At 73.8% G+C, this 18,164-nt stretch carries 14 protein-coding genes; 2 read left to right on the top strand and 12 right to left on the bottom strand.

Features of this window, described 5'->3' with window-relative positions:
- Positions 1 to 3: 3 nt before the first annotated feature.
- From rimM to proS, 5 genes are all read right to left on the bottom strand, one after another.
- On the bottom strand, positions 4 to 555 hold the full coding sequence (rimM, locus tag GA0070614_RS22860) for a ribosome maturation factor RimM (protein ID WP_172892615.1): 552 nt from the start codon (positions 553 to 555) through the stop codon (positions 4 to 6).
- 2 nt (positions 556 to 557) lie between these two features.
- Positions 558 to 818, bottom strand: coding sequence for an RNA-binding protein (locus GA0070614_RS22855; RefSeq protein ID WP_088970263.1), 261 nt, complete (start codon positions 816 to 818; stop codon positions 558 to 560).
- Positions 793 to 1,248 (bottom strand): 30S ribosomal protein S16, encoded by a 456-nt coding sequence (gene rpsP, locus GA0070614_RS22850; RefSeq protein WP_088977887.1) that lies wholly within the window; start codon positions 1,246 to 1,248, stop codon positions 793 to 795. Before rpsP ends, GA0070614_RS22855 begins: the two co-directional genes overlap by 26 nt.
- Before the next feature lie 242 nt (positions 1,249 to 1,490).
- On the bottom strand, positions 1,491 to 2,111 hold the full coding sequence (locus GA0070614_RS22845) for a DUF402 domain-containing protein (RefSeq protein ID WP_088979598.1): 621 nt from the start codon (positions 2,109 to 2,111) through the stop codon (positions 1,491 to 1,493).
- A 49-nt stretch (positions 2,112 to 2,160) separates the two neighbouring features.
- Entirely contained in the window at positions 2,161 to 3,567 is a 1,407-nt protein-coding gene (gene proS / locus GA0070614_RS22840; protein WP_088977886.1) for a proline--tRNA ligase, read from the bottom strand.
- Between the two features lie 268 nt (positions 3,568 to 3,835).
- On the opposite strand from proS, the gene GA0070614_RS22835 reads away from it, so the two are divergent.
- On the top strand, positions 3,836 to 4,438 hold the full coding sequence (locus tag GA0070614_RS22835; RefSeq protein ID WP_088977885.1) for a TetR family transcriptional regulator: 603 nt from the start codon (positions 3,836 to 3,838) through the stop codon (positions 4,436 to 4,438).
- 328 nt (positions 4,439 to 4,766) lie between these two features.
- Here GA0070614_RS22835 and GA0070614_RS22830 read toward each other — a convergent pair whose 3' ends face one another.
- Entirely contained in the window at positions 4,767 to 5,846 is a 1,080-nt protein-coding gene (locus GA0070614_RS22830; protein ID WP_088977884.1) for an amidohydrolase family protein, read from the bottom strand.
- 213 nt (positions 5,847 to 6,059) lie between these two features.
- Here GA0070614_RS22830 and GA0070614_RS22825 point away from each other — a divergent pair, with 213 nt between their 5' ends.
- Positions 6,060 to 9,635, top strand: a complete 3,576-nt coding sequence (locus GA0070614_RS22825; protein ID WP_231933361.1) for a S8 family serine peptidase — start codon at positions 6,060 to 6,062, stop codon at positions 9,633 to 9,635.
- A gap of 61 nt (positions 9,636 to 9,696) precedes the next feature.
- On the opposite strand, the gene ffh is transcribed toward GA0070614_RS22825, so the two are convergent.
- From ffh to ftsY, 6 genes are all read right to left on the bottom strand, one after another.
- Entirely contained in the window at positions 9,697 to 11,247 is a 1,551-nt protein-coding gene (gene ffh / locus GA0070614_RS22820; protein ID WP_088977883.1) for a signal recognition particle protein, read from the bottom strand.
- A gap of 464 nt (positions 11,248 to 11,711) precedes the next feature.
- Positions 11,712 to 14,018 (bottom strand): [protein-PII] uridylyltransferase, encoded by a 2,307-nt coding sequence (locus GA0070614_RS22815; RefSeq protein WP_088977882.1) that lies wholly within the window; start codon positions 14,016 to 14,018, stop codon positions 11,712 to 11,714.
- 10 nt (positions 14,019 to 14,028) lie between these two features.
- The gene (locus GA0070614_RS22810; RefSeq protein WP_170839442.1) at positions 14,029 to 14,367 is read right to left on the bottom strand and encodes a P-II family nitrogen regulator; all 339 of its coding nucleotides are present in this window, start codon (positions 14,365 to 14,367) and stop codon (positions 14,029 to 14,031) included.
- Between the two features lie 25 nt (positions 14,368 to 14,392).
- The gene (locus tag GA0070614_RS22805; protein WP_088977880.1) at positions 14,393 to 15,802 is read right to left on the bottom strand and encodes an ammonium transporter; all 1,410 of its coding nucleotides are present in this window, start codon (positions 15,800 to 15,802) and stop codon (positions 14,393 to 14,395) included.
- A 230-nt stretch (positions 15,803 to 16,032) separates the two neighbouring features.
- Complete coding sequence (locus GA0070614_RS22800; protein WP_172892486.1) at positions 16,033 to 16,896, bottom strand: aminoglycoside phosphotransferase family protein; 864 nt, start codon at positions 16,894 to 16,896, stop codon at positions 16,033 to 16,035.
- 7 nt (positions 16,897 to 16,903) lie between these two features.
- Positions 16,904 to 18,085 (bottom strand): signal recognition particle-docking protein FtsY, encoded by a 1,182-nt coding sequence (ftsY, locus tag GA0070614_RS22795; protein WP_088977878.1) that lies wholly within the window; start codon positions 18,083 to 18,085, stop codon positions 16,904 to 16,906.
- Positions 18,086 to 18,164 lie beyond the last annotated feature (79 nt).

Raw genomic sequence — 18,164 nt, 5'->3', positions numbered from 1 at the left:
GGTCTAGAGGTCGAGCAGACCGGCCGGCAGGTCGACCACGACGCGACCGCCGGCGACGTCGACCTCGGGGACGATCGCCTTGACGAACGGGATGAGCGCGTCGCGCCCCTCGGGACGACGCAGGACGAGCAGATCCGAGGCGGGGGCGTGGTCGATCCGGGCCACCTCGCCGAGCCGCTCGCCGTCCCGGGTGACCACGGCGAGACCGACCAGCTGGTGGTCGTTCCACTCCTCCGGGTCCTCCGGCGGGGCGACGTCGGCGCTGTCCACCCCGAGCAGGGTGCCGCGCAGCGCCTCGGCGACGTCACGGTCGTACACGCCCTCGAAGGCGACCAGCATCCGACCCTGGTGGAAGCGGGCGAACTCGATCACCAGCTCGGCCGGGACCTGGAACTGTTCACCCGGACCGGACGCCGGGGCGGCGGGGGTGGCCCCGGGCACGGTGCGCAGCACCATGCCCGGGGCGAACCGCGCTTCGGGCTCGTCGGTCCGCACCTCCACGGTGACCTCACCGCGGATGCCGTGCGGTTTGCCGACCCTGCCGACGATGAGCAGCATCAGTACGAGTCGACGATGTCGACGCGTACCCCGCGTCCACCGATGGAGCCGATCACCTGGCGCAGCGCCTTGGCGGTCCGGCCGGACCGCCCGATCACGGTGCCGAGGTCCTCGGGGTGCACGCGGACTTCCAGCCGCTTGCCCCGACGGGAGTCGACCATGCGGACGCGCACGTCGTCCGGGTGGTCGACGATGCCCTTGACCAGGTGCTCCAGCGCGGGACGCAGTGCCACGTCAGGCCTGCTCACCGGCGTCGGCAGTAGCGGCCGGAGCCTCGGCCGGAGCCTCGGCGGGGGCCTCGGCCTTGGCGGCCTTCTTGGCCGGCTTGGCGGCCGGAGCCTCGGCCAGGCCGGCGGCGGCCTTCGCCTCGGCCTCGTACGCCGCCTTGCGGTCGGCCCGCTCCGGGGCGACCTTCAGCGGCGGCGGGGCCGGCAGGCCCTTGAACTTCTGCCAGTCACCGGTCAGCTCCAGCAGACGCTGCACGGCCTCGCTCGGCTGCGCGCCGACGGAGAGCCAGTACTGGACCCGGTCCGACTTGACCTCGATCACCGAAGGGTCTTCCTTCGGCTGGTACACGCCGACGAACTCGATCGCACGACCGTCACGCTTGGTACGCGAGTCGGCGATGACGATGCGGTACTGCGGGTTGCGGATCTTACCCATCCGCAGGAGCCGGATCTTTACGGCCACAGTTGTTTCGCTCCTGTTGCGATCTCACCGGCCCGGACGGGCGGTGTGCACGGGTGAGCGCCGACCGGCACAGTGGGGTTTGGGCCGGAGACTGCTCGGTGGACTGGCGACGCGCCCGGGTTAGAGGGCGCCGGACGCGCGCCGGATACCAGCGCCCCATTCTGCCAGATCCGTCGCCGGTCGCTCACACCGGACCCGGACACCACGCCCGGGACCGGCGCCGCCGTGACGGGGAACACCCCTCAGCGCACCGGCGGCCGGTCCCAGCCGGGCGGCAGCCCGTCCGGCACGTCCCAGTCCGCCGGCGGGGTGAAGTCGCACCAGGTGCCGTCGAACGGGAAGGCGCCCTTCTCGGCCAGCGCGATCACCCGCTCCCCCTCGGCGCGTACCGCCGCCTCGTCGGTCACCCAGTAGTGCTCGGGGAAGGCGATCCGCTCGGCGAACTCGTCCTCGTCCTTCCACTCCCAGCTCAGGTCGGGGTGGACCACCACGTCGAGGTCCTGGTCGACCATGTCCACCCCGGCGACCGGGCCGTCGTCCCACCGGACGCTGGGCTCCTCCAGGTTGACGTACCAGTTGACGAACCGGCCCTCGGCGTCGCGGAACCACCAGACCGAGTGGGCGGCCCCGGCGGGGAGGAACTTCAGCAGCGGCGGGCCGCTCCACCGGCCCTGCGCCAGGCGGTAGGACGAGGTGATCCACTCGGCGAAGGGCATCGCCCGCATGCCGAGGCCCGCCTCGGTGACCTCGTGCGCCACCGGGCTGTCCCGGGCCACCCAGAGCAGCAGGCCACGCTCGTCGTCGCTGACCACCCGGCCCGGCCGGACCCAGCCGATCCGGCCGCGCCGCACGTTCCGGTGCATGATCAGCCGGCCCGGCGCGAACCGGTCGGCGGCGGTGTCCGGGCGCACCTCAGTAGGCGCGGGCCAGGATGGCGACCAGGTCCGGCTCGTCCTCGGAGTCCGGCACCGAACCGTCGGCGCGCAGCAGGCAGCGCACGGTCACGCCCTGCCCGTTCGCCTCGGCCTCGCCGGCCACGCCGACCGCCGACCACGGCACCCGCGCCCAGCCGGTGGCCGCCGCCTCGATCGCCTCGGCCAGCGTGGCGACCTCGACGGTGCGCGACTCGCGGTGGGCCAGGGCCTGGTCGTGCAGCGCCCGCTGGTCGGCCTCCAGCGCCGCGAGCACCGCGCCGACCACGTCCGCCACCGGGGTCGGGGACTTCGAGCCGTCCGTACGCCGGACCACGACCGCGTTGCCGGCGGCCAGGTCGCGGGGGCCGACCTCGACGCGTACCGGATAGCCGCGCAGCTCGGCGTCGACGGCCCGGCGGCCGAACGGGGTGTCGGTGCGGTCGTCGAGCGCGACCCGGACGCCGGCGTCGCGCAGCGCGTCGCGCAGCTTGGCCGCCGCCTCGCCGACGCCCTCGCCGTCCTTGACGACCATCACGTACGCCTGGATCGGCGCCAGCTTCGGCGGCACCCGCAGGCCGTTGTCGTCACCGTGGCACATGATCAGGCCGCCGAGCATCCGGGTCGAGGTGCCCCAGGAGGTGGTCCAGGCGTGCTCCCGGCCGCCCTCGGCGGAGGAGTAGCTGATGTCGAACGCCTTGGCGAAGTTCTGCCCCAGCTCGTGGCTGGTGCCGAGCTGCAGCGCCTTGCCGTCGCCCATCATGCCTTCGCAGGTGTAGGTGGCGGTCGCGCCGGCGAAGCGCTCGCGGGCGGTCTTCAGGCCGACCACCACCGGGATGCCGAGCACGTTGACCATCAGGTCCTCGTACGCCTCGTGCAGGATCCGCCGCGCGTAGGCGCGGGCGTCCTCCCGGGTGGCGTGCGCGGTGTGCCCCTCCTGCCAGAGGAACTCGCTGGTGCGCAGGAAGATCCGCGGGCGCAGCTCCCAGCGGACCACGTTGGCCCACTGGTTGAGCAGCAGCGGCAGGTCCCGGTACGAGTCGATCCACTTGGCCATGAACTCGCCGATGACGGTCTCGCTGGTGGGGCGCACCACCACCGGCTCGGCGAGCTGCTTGCCGCCACCGTGGGTGACCACGGCCAGCTCCGGCGAGAAGCCCTCGACGTGCTCGGCCTCCCGCTTGAGGTAGCTCTCCGGGATGAAGAGCGGGAAGTACGCGTTCTCCGCGCCGGCCGCCTTGATCCGGGCGTCCATCTCGGCCTGCATCCGCTCCCAGATGGCGTAGCCGGCCGGTCGGATGACCATGGTCCCGCGGACCGGGCCGTTGTCGGCCAGCTTCGCCTTGGCGATCAGGTCCTGGTACCAGCGGGGGAAGTCCTCCGCACGGGGAGTGAGCACGCGTGCCATGACCGCACATCCTATGCGGCGCTTCGGCCGTCGCCGCGCCCGGGCGGCCCGCCGCCGTGTCCGGTCACCGACGGATTCCACCCGCCGCCGGTCCGTCGCCCCGGTGGGACCTGCACCGGGGCGTCGGGCGACGGGTGACGGGCGCGGGGCGACGGGCGACGGGCGCAGGGCGACGGGCGCAGGGCGCAGGGCGACGGGCGACGGGCGCAGGGCGACGGGCGACGGGCGACGGGCGACGGGCGACGGGCGACCGTAGACTTCGACCACCATGGGTGAGCCGAGGGACTCCGCGCGGCAGCGGTCGCGCGACGCGATCGTGGACGCGGCCCGTGCCCGGACCGTGGCCGCCGGCTGGGACGCGGTACGGATGGGCGGCGTGGCCGCCGCGGCCGGGGTGAGCCGGCAGACCGTCTACAACGAGTTCGGCAGCAAGGCCGGGCTGGCCGAGGCGCTGGCCCGGCGCGAGGTGGACCGGTTCGTCGCCGAGGTGCGCCGGGCGCTCGACGCGCACGGCGACGACGTGCGCGCCGCCGCGTACGCCGCGATCCGGCACACGCTCGCCTCGGCGGCGGACAACCCGCTGGTCAAGGCGATCCTCACCAGCGCCCGGGGTGGCTCGGACGAGTTGCTGCCCTACCTGACCACCCGCGCCGAGCTGGTGCTCACCGAGTCGACCCGCGCGCTGCTGGACTGGGCGGGCCGGCACCTGCCCGACGCCGACCCGGCAGCGCTGACGTTCGCCGCCGACACGGTCGTCCGGCTGGTGGTCAGCCACATCGTGCTGCCGCAGGCCCCGGTCGACGACACCGCCGAGGCCCTCGCCGACCTGGCCGTGCACCTCTTCCTCTCCGCCACCCACCCCACCCCCTGACCCGCGCCCCGCCCGCCCCCGCCCACGCCCGGGATCCGCGCACTTTCAGAGAATGAGTGCCTATTCGACGCGGAATAGCCACTCATTCTGAAAGTGCGCGCGCGAGGAACGCGGACGCGGGGACGCGAGCGAGGAACGCGGGCACGGGGACCCAGCGGGGGCGGGCGCGAGGAACGCCGACGCGAGGGACCCCGGCGCGAGGAACGCGAGCGCGAGGGACCCCGGCGCGGCGGGCGCGAGCGCGGGGGGCGCGGGCGCGGGGGGCGCGGGCGCGGGGGGGCGCGGGCGCGGGGGCGCGGGCGCGAGGGACGCGGGTGGTGGTGGGGGGTCAGCGCAGGACGCGGCCGCGGAGGACGATGCGCGAGGGGGTGCGGACGACGCGCAGGTCGGCGCGCGGGTCCTCGGGGTAGACGGTGAGGTCGGCGAGGCCGCCCTCGACCAGGCCGGGGAAGCCGAGCCACTCGCGTCCCCGCCACGACGCGGCGGCCAGCACGTCCACCGCGGGCATGCCGGCCTGCTCGTGCAGGAGCAGCATCTCCTCGGCGGCGAGGCCGTGGTCGATGCCGCCGCCGGCGTCGGTGCCCACGTAGATCGGCACTCCCGCCTCGTGCGCGGCCCGGACCACCTCGGGGAAGCGGTCACGCAGGGCGATCATGTGGTCGGCGTACCCGGGGAACTTGGCGCGGGCCTGGTCGGCGATGCCGCCGAAGGTCCGGATGTTGATCATCGTAGGGACCAGCGCGGTGCCCTGCCGGGCCATCAGGTCGATCAGGTCGAGGCTCAGGCCGGTGCCGTGCTCGACCGAGTCCACCCCGGCGCGCACCATGATCTCCACCGCCGACTCGCTGAAGGTGTGCACCGCGGCGCGCGCCCCGGCGGCGTGCGCGGCGGCGACGGCCGCGGTCATGGTGTCGGCGTCCCAGGCGGGGGCCAGGTCGCCGACGCCCCGGTCGATCCAGTCGCCGACCAGCTTGACCCAGCCGTTGCCGGCCGCGGCCTGCGCGGCGACCGTCGCGGCCACCTCGGCCGCGCCGACCTCCACGCCGATGTCGCGCAGGTAGCGCTTGGGCGGGGCGATGTGGCGGCCGGCGCGGGCCAGTCGCGGCAGGTCCGGTTCGTCGTCGAGTTCGGGGTACGGGTACGGCGAGCCGGCGTCGCGGATGGCGAGCACGCCCGCGCCGACGTCGGTGCGGGCCAGTTCGCGGGCCTGGTCGTGCGAGGTCACCGGCGCGCCACCGCGGGCGATGCCGATGTGGCAGTGCGCGTCGATCAGGCCGGGCAGCACGAAGCCGCCGTCGACGACCGTCTCCGCGCCGGGCACCGGTTCGAAGGTGACCCGGTCGCCGACCAGCCAGAGATCCCGGACCTCGTCGTCCGGCAGGAGCACACCGCGCACATGCAGAGCCATGTGCACAGTCCTACCGGATGGGCGGGTGGCGCGCGTGGCCCACTACCGGAAACGACGCTGCGTGGTCGAGTCGTCACGGATCACCGGAACGCCTGATTGACAGATTTATTTATTTAAGCACGTCTTGATGAAGGGATCCTTCGGTCGCAGGATGCGGGGAAGCCGCTCATCCCGGCTTCTTCGCACCCTCGCCTCACCGAAGGAGCGTCCAGAGTGACATCACGACGATGGCGTACGGCGACGATCGGCCTCGCGGTCGGCCTCGCCCTCCCGCTCGGCGCCGCCGGGCCAGCCTCCGCCGCCCCCGACGACACCGCGGCGGCGGCCCGGGCCACGGCGGTCGCCGCCAAGGCCGAACCGAAGGTCCGCGAGCGGATCGGCAAGGACGGCAAGACCACCTTCTGGGTCTTCCTGGACAGCCGGGCCGACCTGGCCGGGGCGGCGAAGCTGCGCGGCAAGGCGGACAAGGCCGCCTACGTGCTCAGGGCCAAGACCGCCCACGCCGAGCGCAGCCAGGCCGGGCTGCGCGCCCTGCTCGCCGGCAAGAAGGCCGACTTCACCCCGTTCTGGCTCGCCAACACCGTCCAGGTCACCGGGGACGCGGCGCTGCTGGCCGACATCGCGGTACGCCCCGAGGTCGCCGAGATCCTCGCCGACGACCCGGTGGACATCCCCGAGCCGCTGCCCGGCCAGGCCGTCCCGGACCTCGACGGGGTCGAGTGGAACATCGACCGGATCAACGCCCCCCGGGTCTGGAACGAGCTGGGCGTCCGGGGCGAGGGCATCGTCGTCGCCAACATCGACAGCGGGGTCAACTACACCCACCCGGCGGTCGCCGCGAGCTACCGGGGCCGCCAGGCCGACGGCAGCTACGACCACAACTACCACTGGTACGACCCGGCCGGGGTCTGCGGCACCGCCGCGCCCTGCGACAACAACGACCACGGCACCCACACCATGGGCACCATGGTCGGCCTGGACGGCGCGAACGTCGTCGGCGTCGCCCCCGGCGCGCGGTGGATCGCCGCGAAGGGCTGCGAGAGCAGCTCCTGCTCCCGGGCCTCGCTGCTCGCCGCCGGCCAGTGGATCGTCGCCCCCACCGACCTCACCGGGGCGAACCCCCGACCGGACCTCGCCCCGGACGTGGTGAACAACTCCTGGGGCTCCAACGCGTACGACCCCTGGTACACCGAGACCGTGTCGTCCTGGGTGGCCGCCGGCATCTTCCCGGCGTTCTCCAACGGCAACAACGGGCCGGGCTGCGCCACCGCCGGCAGCCCCGGGTCGTACGCGGTCAGCTACGCCTCCGGCGCGTTCGACGTCAACAACGCCATCGCCGGGTTCTCCAGCCGGGGCGCCGGGGAGAACGGCCAGATCAAGCCGAACATCGCCGCCCCCGGGGTGAACGTCCGCTCCGCGACCCGCACCGGCTACGGCGCGTTCAGCGGCACCTCGATGGCCTCCCCGCACACCGCCGCCACCGTGGCGCTGATGTGGTCCGCCTCGCCGGCCGTCCAGGGCGACGTCGACGCCACCCGGAGCATCCTCGACGACACGGCGATCGACGTGGACGCCACCACCTGCGGCGGCACCGCCGACGACAACAACGTCTTCGGCGAGGGCCGGCTCGACGCGTACGCGGCGGTGACCGCCAGCCCGCGCGGCGCGCTCGGCGCGCTCGGCGGCCGGGTCGTCTCGGCCGGCGCCGGCCTCGCCGGGGCGAGCGTGACGGTGACCGGCCCGATGACCCGCACCGGCGTCTCCGGCGCCGACGGCGGGTACGCGTTCGACCGGCTGATGGTCGGCGACTACACGCTGACCGTCAGCAAGTTCGGCTACCTCACCGCGACCGGCACGGTGACCGTCACCGAGAACCAGACCGTGACCCGGGACGTGGCGGTCACCCAGGCGCCGTCGGGCACCCTCAGCGGCACGGTGACCACCGCCGCCGGCCCGGCCGCGGGCGCGACGGTGACCGTGGCGGGCACCCCGCTGACCGCGACCGCCGACGACGCCGGACGCTACCGCCTGGTGGTGCCGCACGGGTCGTACGAGGTGCGCTTCGCGCACAGCTACCGCTGCGCGGACCCGGTCACCCGCACGGCGGACATCGGTGGGGACGTCACCCTCGACGTCGCCCTGCCGGACCGGGTGGACGGGTTCGGCTACGCCTGCGGCGCGGCCGGTGGCTCCTTCGTCAGCGGCACGGAGCTGATGCCGCTGACCGGGGACGACAAGGCCGTCCCGGTGACCCTTCCCTTCCGGGTGCCGCTGTACGGCAGGTCGTACCGGCAGGCGTGGGTGAGCACCAACGGGGCGCTCGGCTTCGGCACCGCCTCCAGCAGCCGGGCGAACACCGACCTGCCGAACACCGCCGACCCGGACCTGGCCCTCTTCCCGCTCTGGGACGACCTGTACGTGGAGGCCGACTCGGGCGTGTACACGGCCGTCGTGGGCGCGAAGCCGAACCGCACGTTCGTGGTGGAGTGGCGCAACGTGTCGTTCTTCGCCAGCCGCTCCTCGCGGGTGACGTTCAGCGCCGCGATCAGCGAGGACGGCACCGTCACCTACCGGTACGCCGACGTGGACGGCACCGGTGTGGAGACCGGCACCGGGGCCACCATCGGGCTGGAGAACGCGGACGGCACCGTCGGCTTCGCGTACTCGTACAACAGCTCGGCGATCACCGACGGCGCGGCGATCGCGTTCCGGCCCACCCGCAGCGCGGTGGTCTCCGGCGTGGTCACCGACGCCAACGACGGCCTGCCGGTGGCCGGCGCGGCGGTCACCGCGCGGGTCGGGGACGCCGACGTCTCCGACGTGACGGACGCCGACGGCGGGTACCTGATCCAGGCGCCCGCCGGTGCGGTCGCGCTGGGTGTCGCGGCGGCGCACTACGAGACGGGGTCGGCGAGCGCGACGCTCGCCCCGGGGACGGTCGCGACCCGCTCGCTCGCGTTGCGCACCGCCCGGGTCGGCGCGTCCGTCGCGGACCTGACCGTGGTCGCCCCGGCCGGGCAGACCCGGGACCGGCAGCTCGGGCTGACCAACACCGGCTCGCTCGCCAGCGACGTCACGGTCACCGAACTGGCGGCCGACGGCTCCCCCGCCGACCTGGGGTGGCTCACCCTGACCGGCGCAACCGGCACGCTGGCCGCCGCTGGCGGGCGGCACACCGTCGGCGTCGCCGTCGACACCAGCGGACTGGCGCCGGGCAGCTGGCACCGGGCGAAGGTGCAGATCGCCTCGGCCAGTGGGCGCCGGCCGACGATCGTCGTCCCGGTCACCGTGGTGGTGCCGAGCCAGGTGCTGGCGGTCGACGCGGGCGGCACCGGCGCGCGGACCGACGTCGAGGGTCAGACCTGGTCGGCGGACGGGGCGTGGACCGCCGGCGGGGCCGGCTGGCTGGGCAACTCCAGCCGGCAGTCGACCAACACGACGATCACCGGCACCAACGACCCGGCCCGCTTCGCCACCCTGCGCGAGGGGATGTACGAGTACCGGGCCGACGGGTTGGCCGACGGCTTCTACACGGTGGAGCTGGACTTCGCCGAGGTACGCCGGCAGGCCCCGGACAAGCGGGTCTTCGACGTGCTGATCGAGGGCCAGGAGGTGCTGCCGTCGCTGGACGTGGCCGGCGAGGCGGGCAGCTTCGCCGCGGTGAGCCGGTCGTACACCGTCCGGGTGAGCGACGGCCAGCTCAACGTGCGGTTCGTGACCCACACCGGGTACGGCAAGCCGATCGTCAACGCGCTGCGGGTGACCGACCGGCCCGACCTGACCCCGTGACCGGCTGACGAACGGGCGGGGCCCGGCCGGTACACCGGCCGGGCCCCGTCGCGTACGCGCGTCAGCGGGGGCGGTTGTCGCCCTTGCCGAGCTTGTTGAAGTCGATCTTCGGGAGCTTGAAGCCCGGCGGCAGGCCCTGCCCACCGGCCAGGTCGCCCGGGTCCATGCCCGGCGGGAGCTGCGGCATGCCGCCCGGGAAGCCGCCCGGCATCCCCGCGCCGGTACGCGGCCGGTTGCCGCCCTTGGTGCCCTTGCGCTTGTTCTTCGGCGACTTGGTGGCCTTGCGCCGGCCGCCACCGGGCAGGCCCATCATGCCGCCCATCTGCTTCATCATCTTCTGCGCGTCGGCGAAGCGGTTGAGCAGCTGGTTGACGTCCATCACGGTGACGCCGGAGCCGTTGGCGATGCGGGCCCGGCGGGAGCCGTTGATGATCTTCGGGTTGGTCCGCTCGGCCGGGGTCATCGACCGGATGATCGCGGTGACCCGGTCGAAGTGCTTGTCGTCCAGCTCGGCGAGCTGGTCCTTCATCTGCCCCATGCCGGGCATCATGGCCAGCACGTTGGCGATCGGGCCCATCCGCCGGACCGCGATGAGCTGGTCGAGGAAGTCCTCCAGGGTGAACTGCTCACCGCCCATCAGCTTGGCGGTCATCTTCTCCTTCTGATCGGTGTCGAAGGCCTGCTCGGCCTGCTCGATCAGAGTGAGGACGTCGCCCATGCCGAGGATCCGGCTGGCCATCCGGTCGGGGTGGAAGACGTCGAAGTCCTCCAGCTTCTCGCCGGTGGAGGCGAAGAGGATCGGCTGGCCGGTGACCTCCCGCACCGACAGCGCGGCGCCACCCCGGGCGTCGCCGTCGAGCTTGGACAGCACCACGCCGGTGATGCCGACGCCGTCGCGGAACGCCTCGGCGGTGCGCACGGCGTCCTGACCGACCATCGCGTCGATGACGAAGATGACCTCGTCGGGCTGGACGGCGTCGCGGATGTCGGCGGCCTGCTGCATCATCTCGGCGTCGATGCCGAGGCGGCCGGCGGTGTCGACGATGACGATGTCCCGGGCGGCCCGCCGGGCGTGCTCGATCGAGGCGCGCGCGACCTGCACCGGGTCGCCGGTGCCGTTGCCCGGCTCCGGGGCGTACACCTCGACGCCGGCGCGACCGCCGAGCACCTGGAGCTGCCCGACGGCGTTGGGACGCTGGAGGTCGGCGGCGACCAGCAGCGGCTGGTGGCCCTGGGCCTTGAGCCAGCGGGCCAGCTTGCCGGCGAGGGTGGTCTTGCCGGAACCCTGGAGGCCGGCGAGCATGATCACCGTCGGCGGCTGCTTGGCGAACTGGAGCCGCCGCCCCTCGCCACCGAGGACCGTGATCAGCTCCTCGTTGACGATCTTGATGATCTGCTGGGCCGGGTTCAGCGCCTGGGAGACCTCGGCCCCGCGCGCCCGCTCCTTGACGTTCGCGATGAAGCCCTTGACCACCGGCAGCGCGACGTCCGCCTCCAGCAGCGCCATGCGGATCTCGCGCGCGGTGGCGTCGATGTCGGCGTCGGTGAGCCGACCCTTGCCGCGGAGCTTGGTGAAGATCCCGGAGAGGCGGTCACTCAAGGTGTCAAACACGCGAACATCCCGTTTGTCGTTTTTCCGGCGGGCACAACGCGGCCGGGCAGGTGTCCAGCCACCGCTAGGGTAGCCCGCCACCCGCGCCCCCGCTCCGGCCCAGCCACCCCCACCGCTCCCGACACCCTGCCGGGCCACCGACGCGGCCGGAGCCGGCGGCTGCGGGAACCGGGCCCGACAGCCTCCCGCGCGGGGTGAGCCGCAGCCGGTGAAGGGCGGGGCGGGGTACCTGCCGCACGCTACGGACCTGATGACACATGTGAGTCACCGGACGGGCTGACAGGTGTGAGTCACCGGACGACCGCACCGAGCATCCCGGCGTCCGGAAGCAGGCGGTCCGGCGATTCACCTCCGTACTCAAGTCCGTAGCGCCCGGCGACGTACCCCCGCGCCCACCCCGAACAGCGCCGGACAGCCCCGGACGCCACGCCGGACGGTGCGTCCGCCCGGACGGTACGCGCCGGTCAGACGGCGGCCAGCACGGCGGCTTCCAGCCGAGCCCGCTCCGCGTCGTCCGGCCAACCGCCGACCAGGTAGAACACGTCCACCACGTCGCCGCCGAGGGTGGAGATGCGGGCCGCCCGCACGTGCGCGCCGGCCTCGTCCAGGGCACAGGTCACCCGGTAGAGCAGCCCGGCCGCGTCGGCGGCGCGCAGCTCCAGCAGCACGGCGTCGGTGGCGGCCTCCCGGTGCCAGACCACCCGCGGCGCGGCCCCCTCGCCCCGCGCCGCGAGGGCCCGGCCGCGCAGCCGCTGGGTGACCGAGACGTCCCCGCCGACGGCGCGACGCAGGTCGGCGGCGAGCGCGATCGGGTCGGGCGCGAGGCCGTAACGCGGCTGCACCCGGCACTCGACCAGCGCCCGGCCGTCGACCGTGGAGGCGTCCGCGGCCAGCACCTCCAGCCGGTGCAGGGCCAGGCAACCGGCCACCGTCGCGAGCAGGCCCCGCCGGTCCGCCGCGGCCACCGACACCCGGTCCCCGCTCAGGTGTACGACCGGCAGCGGGCCCGCCACCAGCGTCGGGTCCGGGGCCGGCGGCGGGGGCACCACCCCGGTGTCGAGCGCGGTACGCACCCGGGCGACGAGTTCGGCGACCAGCCGGCCCTTCCAGTCCGACCAGGCGGCCGGTCCGGTGGCCGCCGCGTCGGCGCGCACCAGGGCGTGCAGCAGGTCCAGGGTGGTGGTGTCGCCGACCTTCGCGGCCACCCCGGCGACGGTCTTCGGGTCGGACAGGTCCCGCCGGGTGGCCACGTCGGGCAGCAGCAGGTGCAGCCGCACCAGCGTGCCGATCAGCGCCGCCTCCGGCTCCGGCAGGCCGATCCGGGCGGCCACCGCCTCGGCGACCGGCGCGCCCACCGTGCTGTGGTCCCCTGCCATCCCCTTGCCGATGTCGTGCAGGAACGCGCCGAGCAGCAGCAGGTCGGGGCGGTCCACCTCGCGGGTGTGCCGGCTCGCCTCGTACGCGGTCTGCACCAGGTGCCGGTCCAGGGTGAACCGGTGCACCGGGTTGTGCTGGGGCAGGCTGCGCAGCCGGGTCCACTCCGGCAGCCAGCCGTCGATCAGGCCGTACCGGTCGCAGGTCTCCCAGGCGGGCACCAGGCCGGGACCGGCCCCGAGCAGGGTGATCAGCGCGGCGCGCGCCTCCGGCGGCCAGGGCGACGGCAGCGGCGGGCAGTACGCGGCGAGCCACTCGCAGGTGGCCCGGGCGATGGGCAGCCGGGTGGTGGCCGCGGCGGCGGCGATCCGCAGCGACAGGCTCGGGTCGGGGCGGGCGCCGATGGCGGTCCGGGCGAGCACCAGCTCCCCGTCGTGCTCGACGACGTCCCGGGCGACCGGTCGGCGCACCGGGCGGCCGTCGGCGCCCCGGCGGCGACCGGCGCGCAGCCGGTCGGCGGCCCGCCAGGCGTCGTCGAGGGCGTGGCTGACCGTGCGGGCGTCCCCGGCGACCCGGCGCAGCAGGGCGTCACCGTCGTGCGCGGCGACGCCGTCCGGCCCGCCCTCGACCGGCGACGGCCGGAGGCCGAGCAGCGCGGCCACCCCGTCCCGCTCCTGCGCGACCAGCCGGTCGACGCGCCGGCCGACCTGCTGGTGCAGGGCGTCGCGGACGTCCAGCAGCCGCAGGTGGGCGGCGCGGACGGCGGGCCGCAGCGCGTCGGTCACCCCGGCGGTGGCGATGGCCCGCAGGATGCCCACGTCCCGCAGGCCGCCGGCCGCCTCCTTGAGGTCGCCTTCGAGCAGGAAGGCCAGCTCCCCGTGGGTACGCCAGCGGGCCTCGGTGATCTCCCGCAGCTCGGGCAGCCGGCGTACGGCGGTCCGCCGCCAGTGGTCGACGGCGGTGCGGACCAGCGCGTCGGCGAGGGCCCGGTCCCCCGCGACGTACCGGGCGTCGAGCAGGGCCAGGGCCACCTTGACGTCGTCCTGGGCCACCGACAGCGCCTCGGCCAGGGTGCGCACCGAGTGGTCCAGCCGCACCCCGGCGTCCCAGACCGGGTACCACAGCGAGGCGGCCAGCTCGTCCACGCCGGCCACCCCGGCGTGCAGCAGCACCAGGTCGAGGTCGCCGTACGGGGCGCACTGCCGCCGGCCCAGCCCGCCGACGGCGACCAGCGCGATGCCGTCCCGGGCGGGCAGCAGCGACCCGAGCCAGGCGTCGTACCCTTCCGCGCGCCTGGCCCGGGCCGCTTCCCCGATGCCGCCGACCCCGTCGACCGGGGCAGCCGCGTCGGTGGAGCCGGGGGTGTCCGACGCGGTGGCGCTGGTCGACGGGGTCATGAGCAGGGCCCTACAGGGCGTCGAGGCCGCGCTCGCCGGTGCGGACCCGGACGACCTCCTCGACCCCGGTCACCCACACCTTGCCGTCACCGATCTTGCCGGTCCGGGCGGCGGCGACGATCGCGTCCACGATCTTCTCGACGTCCATCTCGTCGGTGAGCACCTCGACCCGGATCTTGGGCAGGAACTCGACCGTGTACTCGGCACCCCGGTAGACCTCGGTGTGCCCCTTCTGCCGTCCGTACCCCTGGACCTCGCTGACGGTCAGGCCGGCCACGCCGAGGGCGTGCAGGGCCTCCTTCACCGCGTCCAGCTGGTACGGCTTGATGACCGCGGTCACCAGCTTCATGTCCATGCCCTCCATTCTCCGAACGTTAACCGGCGACCTTCTCGTCCACCGGCGCGGCCGGTGCGGGGGCCTCCTCCGAGGCCGGCTTCGCGGCGCCCGGGGTCAGCCCGGCCATCGCGAACGCCCCACCGCCGGCGCTGCCGGTGGTCGGCGACAGGTCGTACGCGCTCTCCGCGTGCTCGGCGATGTCGACGCCCTCGACCTCGGCCTCGGCCGTGACCCGGAAGCCGATGGTCTTCTCGATGGCGATGGCCAGGCCGTACGCCACGGCGAACGACCAGACCGTGACGATCAGGCCACCGAGGGCCTGCCGGCCGAGCTGGGTGACGCCGCCGCCGTAGAAGAGGCCGTCGGAGGCGCCCACCACGTCGGTGATCGCGGCGTTGACCGAGTTGGTGGCGAACAGGCCCAGCCAGAGCGAGCCGATCCAGCCACCGACGAAGTGCACGCCGACCACGTCGAGCGAGTCGTCGTAGCCGAGCTTGTACTTGAGGCTGATGGCGAGCGCGCAGACCACGCCGGCGACGATGCCGAGCAGGACCGCCGCCCACGGGGCGATGAAGCCGCAGGCCGGGGTGATGGCGACCAGACCGGCGACGGCGCCGGAGGAGGCGCCGACCATGGTCGGCTTCTTGTCCTTGATCCATTCGACCGCGATCCAGCCGAGCACCGCCGCGGCGGTGGCCAGCTGGGTGTTGATGAAGGCGAGACCGGCGACCGAGTCCACGGTCAGCTCCGAGCCGGCGTTGAACCCGAACCAGCCGAACCAGAGCAGGCCCGCGCCGAGCGCGACCAGCGGGATGTTGTGCGGCTTCATGCCCTCACGGGGCCAGCCGAGCCGCTTGCCGAGCACCAGGGCCAGGGCGAGCGCCGCGGCGCCGGCGTTGATGTGCACGGCGGTGCCACCGGCGAAGTCCAGCGCGTGGATCTTGGCGCCGATGATGCCGCCGCCCCACACCCAGTGCGCGACCGGGAAGTAGACCAGGGTGGCCCAGCCGAAGGCGAACAGCAGCCAGCCGGCGAACTTGGCCCGGTCGGAGACCGCGCCGCTGATCAGCGCGACGGTGATCACCGCGAAGACCATCTGGAACGCCATGAAGACGTAGAGCGGGACCCCGATGCCGCTGGGGTTCTCGGCGGTCGCGCCCCACAGGTCGGTCTCCGCCAGGAAGGTCTTGGTGCCGAGGTAGGCGCCCGGGTCGCCCCAGAGCCCGTTGACGTCGGACCCGAAGGCGACGCTGAATCCGTAGAACCACCACAGAACAGAGATGAGCCCGATGGCCGAGAAGCTCATCATCATCATGTTGAGCACACCCTTGGACCGGTTGAGTCCGCCGTAGAACAGCGCCAGTCCGGGGGTCATGAGCAGCACGAGCGCGGTCGAAACCAGCAGCCAAACGGTGTTGCCGCCGTCGATCGTCGGTGCTTCAGGCACGCTGGCCTCCTAAAGGTGAAGTTCCCTCCTTCGCGGCTTCCGGGGCAGCGTCGCCCGTACGCCGGTTGCGCGGAAGCTTGGTCGCCGCCTGTTTCCTTCACCGACACCGCTCGATTTCCGAGGTGTGACGGGTTGTTTCCGGCGTGTGAAGAACTCCTCACCGCCGTCGGAGGATCGGAAAAGAGTGGCCGTTCCTCGCGGAACGGCCACTCTTCGCAGGTCGGCAGCGCCTAGTGCAGGGCGCGCTCCAGGGCGTGCCGCTCGTAGTCGAGCAGGCGCAGGTCACGCATCGGGCGACGGAGGTGACCCTTGTGCACGATCCGGACGAACGCCGGCTCGCCGGCCGCCGCCATCCGGCGGATGCCCTCGACGTGGTCCACGATCCGCTTGCGGATGGTCCGGATCAGCCGGTGCCGGTCGCGCGGGATCAGCCCGTACGCGTCGGCGAAGAGCCGCAGCCGGCGCGGCCGGTCGGGGCGCTTCCAGCCGAGGGTGATCGAGTCCCGGTCGGAGAAGATCGGCACCCAGGTCCAGGCCGCGTACGCCACGTCGTAGATCCGGGCGCCGGGCGAGGCCAGGTCGAAGTCGATCAGCCCGAGGGTGCCGTCCGGCCGCCAGATCACGTTGTGCGGGGCGGCGTCGTGGTGGCAGATCACCTCGGTGTCCGGCGGGGGCGGGCCGAACGAGCGCCACACCGCCCCGGGCGGCGGGGCGAAACCGTACTGGGCGTCGTGGAACATCCGCAGCATGGTGGCCACGGTGACCAGCGCCTCGTCGGTCACCCAGTGCGGGGCCAGCGGGTACTCCCCGCACTCCCCCTCCAGGTACGACAGGACCTCCCGGTTGCGCTCGTCCATGCCGAGGGCACGGGGCGCGCCGGTGAACCCCACGTACTCCAGGTGACGCAGCAGGGCGTGCACCGAGGGGGTCCACGGGCCGGCGTTGCGCCGGACGGTGTCGCCGACCCGGACCACGGTGCTCACGTTCCCGCCGTGCAGCGGGATCTCCTGCGAGGTCACGTACGGTCTCCCCAGGCCCTGACCGGGGTGGCGGGGGTCACGCCACCCGGCGTACGCGCGATCGTCGTTCGTCACTGCGAGGTTACGCGTCCCGGGCGAGCGGCTCGGTCCCGAGCAGCGCGTCGACGAACTGCGCCGGGTCGAACGGGGCCAGGTCGTCCGCGCCCTCGCCGAGGCCGACCAGCTTGACCGGGATGCCGAGCTTGCGCTGCACGGCGATCACGATGCCGCCCTTGGCGGTGCCGTCGAGCTTGGAGAGCACCACCCCGGTCACGTTCACCACCTCGGTGAAGACCCGGGCCTGCTCCAGGCCGTTCTGGCCGGTGGTGGCGTCGAGGATCAGCAGCGTCTCGTCGATCGGACCGTGCTTCTCCACCACCCGCTTGACCTTGCCCAGCTCGTCCATCAGGCCGATCTTGTTCTGCAACCGGCCGGCGGTGTCGATGAGCACCGTGTCGGTGCCGGCCTCGATGCCGCGGCGGACGGCGTCGAAGGCGACGCTGGCCGGGTCGGCGCCCTCGGGGCCGCGGATCGTCTCGGCGCCCACCCGGCCGCCCCAGGTCTGCAGCTGGTCGGCGGCAGCGGCCCGGAAGGTGTCCGCCGCGCCCAGGGTGACGCTGTGGCCGTCGGCGATCAGCACCCGGGCGATCTTGCCGCAGGTGGTGGTCTTGCCGGCGCCGTTGACGCCCACCACCAGCAGCACCGCCGGCTTCCCCTCCTTGGGGGTGGTCTTCAGCGACCGGTCCAGGCTCGGGTCGAGGGCGTTGACCAGCTCGGCGGCGAGCAGGGCCCGCAGCTCGGTGGCCGAGCGGGTGCCGAGGACGCGGGTCCGCTCGCGCAGCCGGTCGACGATCTCCCGGGTGGAGTCGACGCCGACGTCGGCGGTGATCAGGGCGTCCTCGATCTCCTCCCAGGTGTCCTCGTCGAGGTGGTCGCGGCTGAGCAGGCCGAGCAGGCCCTTGCCGAGGGCGTTCTGCGAGCGGGACAGCCGGGAGCGCAGCCGCACCAGGCGGCCGGCGGTGGGTTCCGGAACCTCCAGCGGGGGCGCCTCGACCACCGGTGGCTCGACCAGGACTCCGGTGGAGAAGTCGGACTCCGCCGCCTCGACCGGCGGACCGGCCAGGTCCTCCTCGGCCCGGGTGTCGACCTCGGTCTCCGGCAGCGGCGGCTCGGGGCGCCGGCGCAGCCGGGGCACCACCAGGCTGAGGCCGCCGAGGATCAGCACACCGAGCAGGGCGAGTGCGACGAGGAGGTATTCCGTCATGCCGAAATCCTGTCAGATGCCGACGACGGCGTCTCATCGACCGCACCCCCGTGCCGCCCGGAAGGCCCGACGGTAGGCT

Origin of the sequence: Micromonospora coxensis (assembly GCF_900090295.1) — a bacterium.
GTDB classification, from domain to species: Bacteria; Actinomycetota; Actinomycetes; order Mycobacteriales; family Micromonosporaceae; genus Micromonospora; species Micromonospora coxensis.
This window is presented reverse-complemented; position numbering and strand designations above follow the sequence as displayed.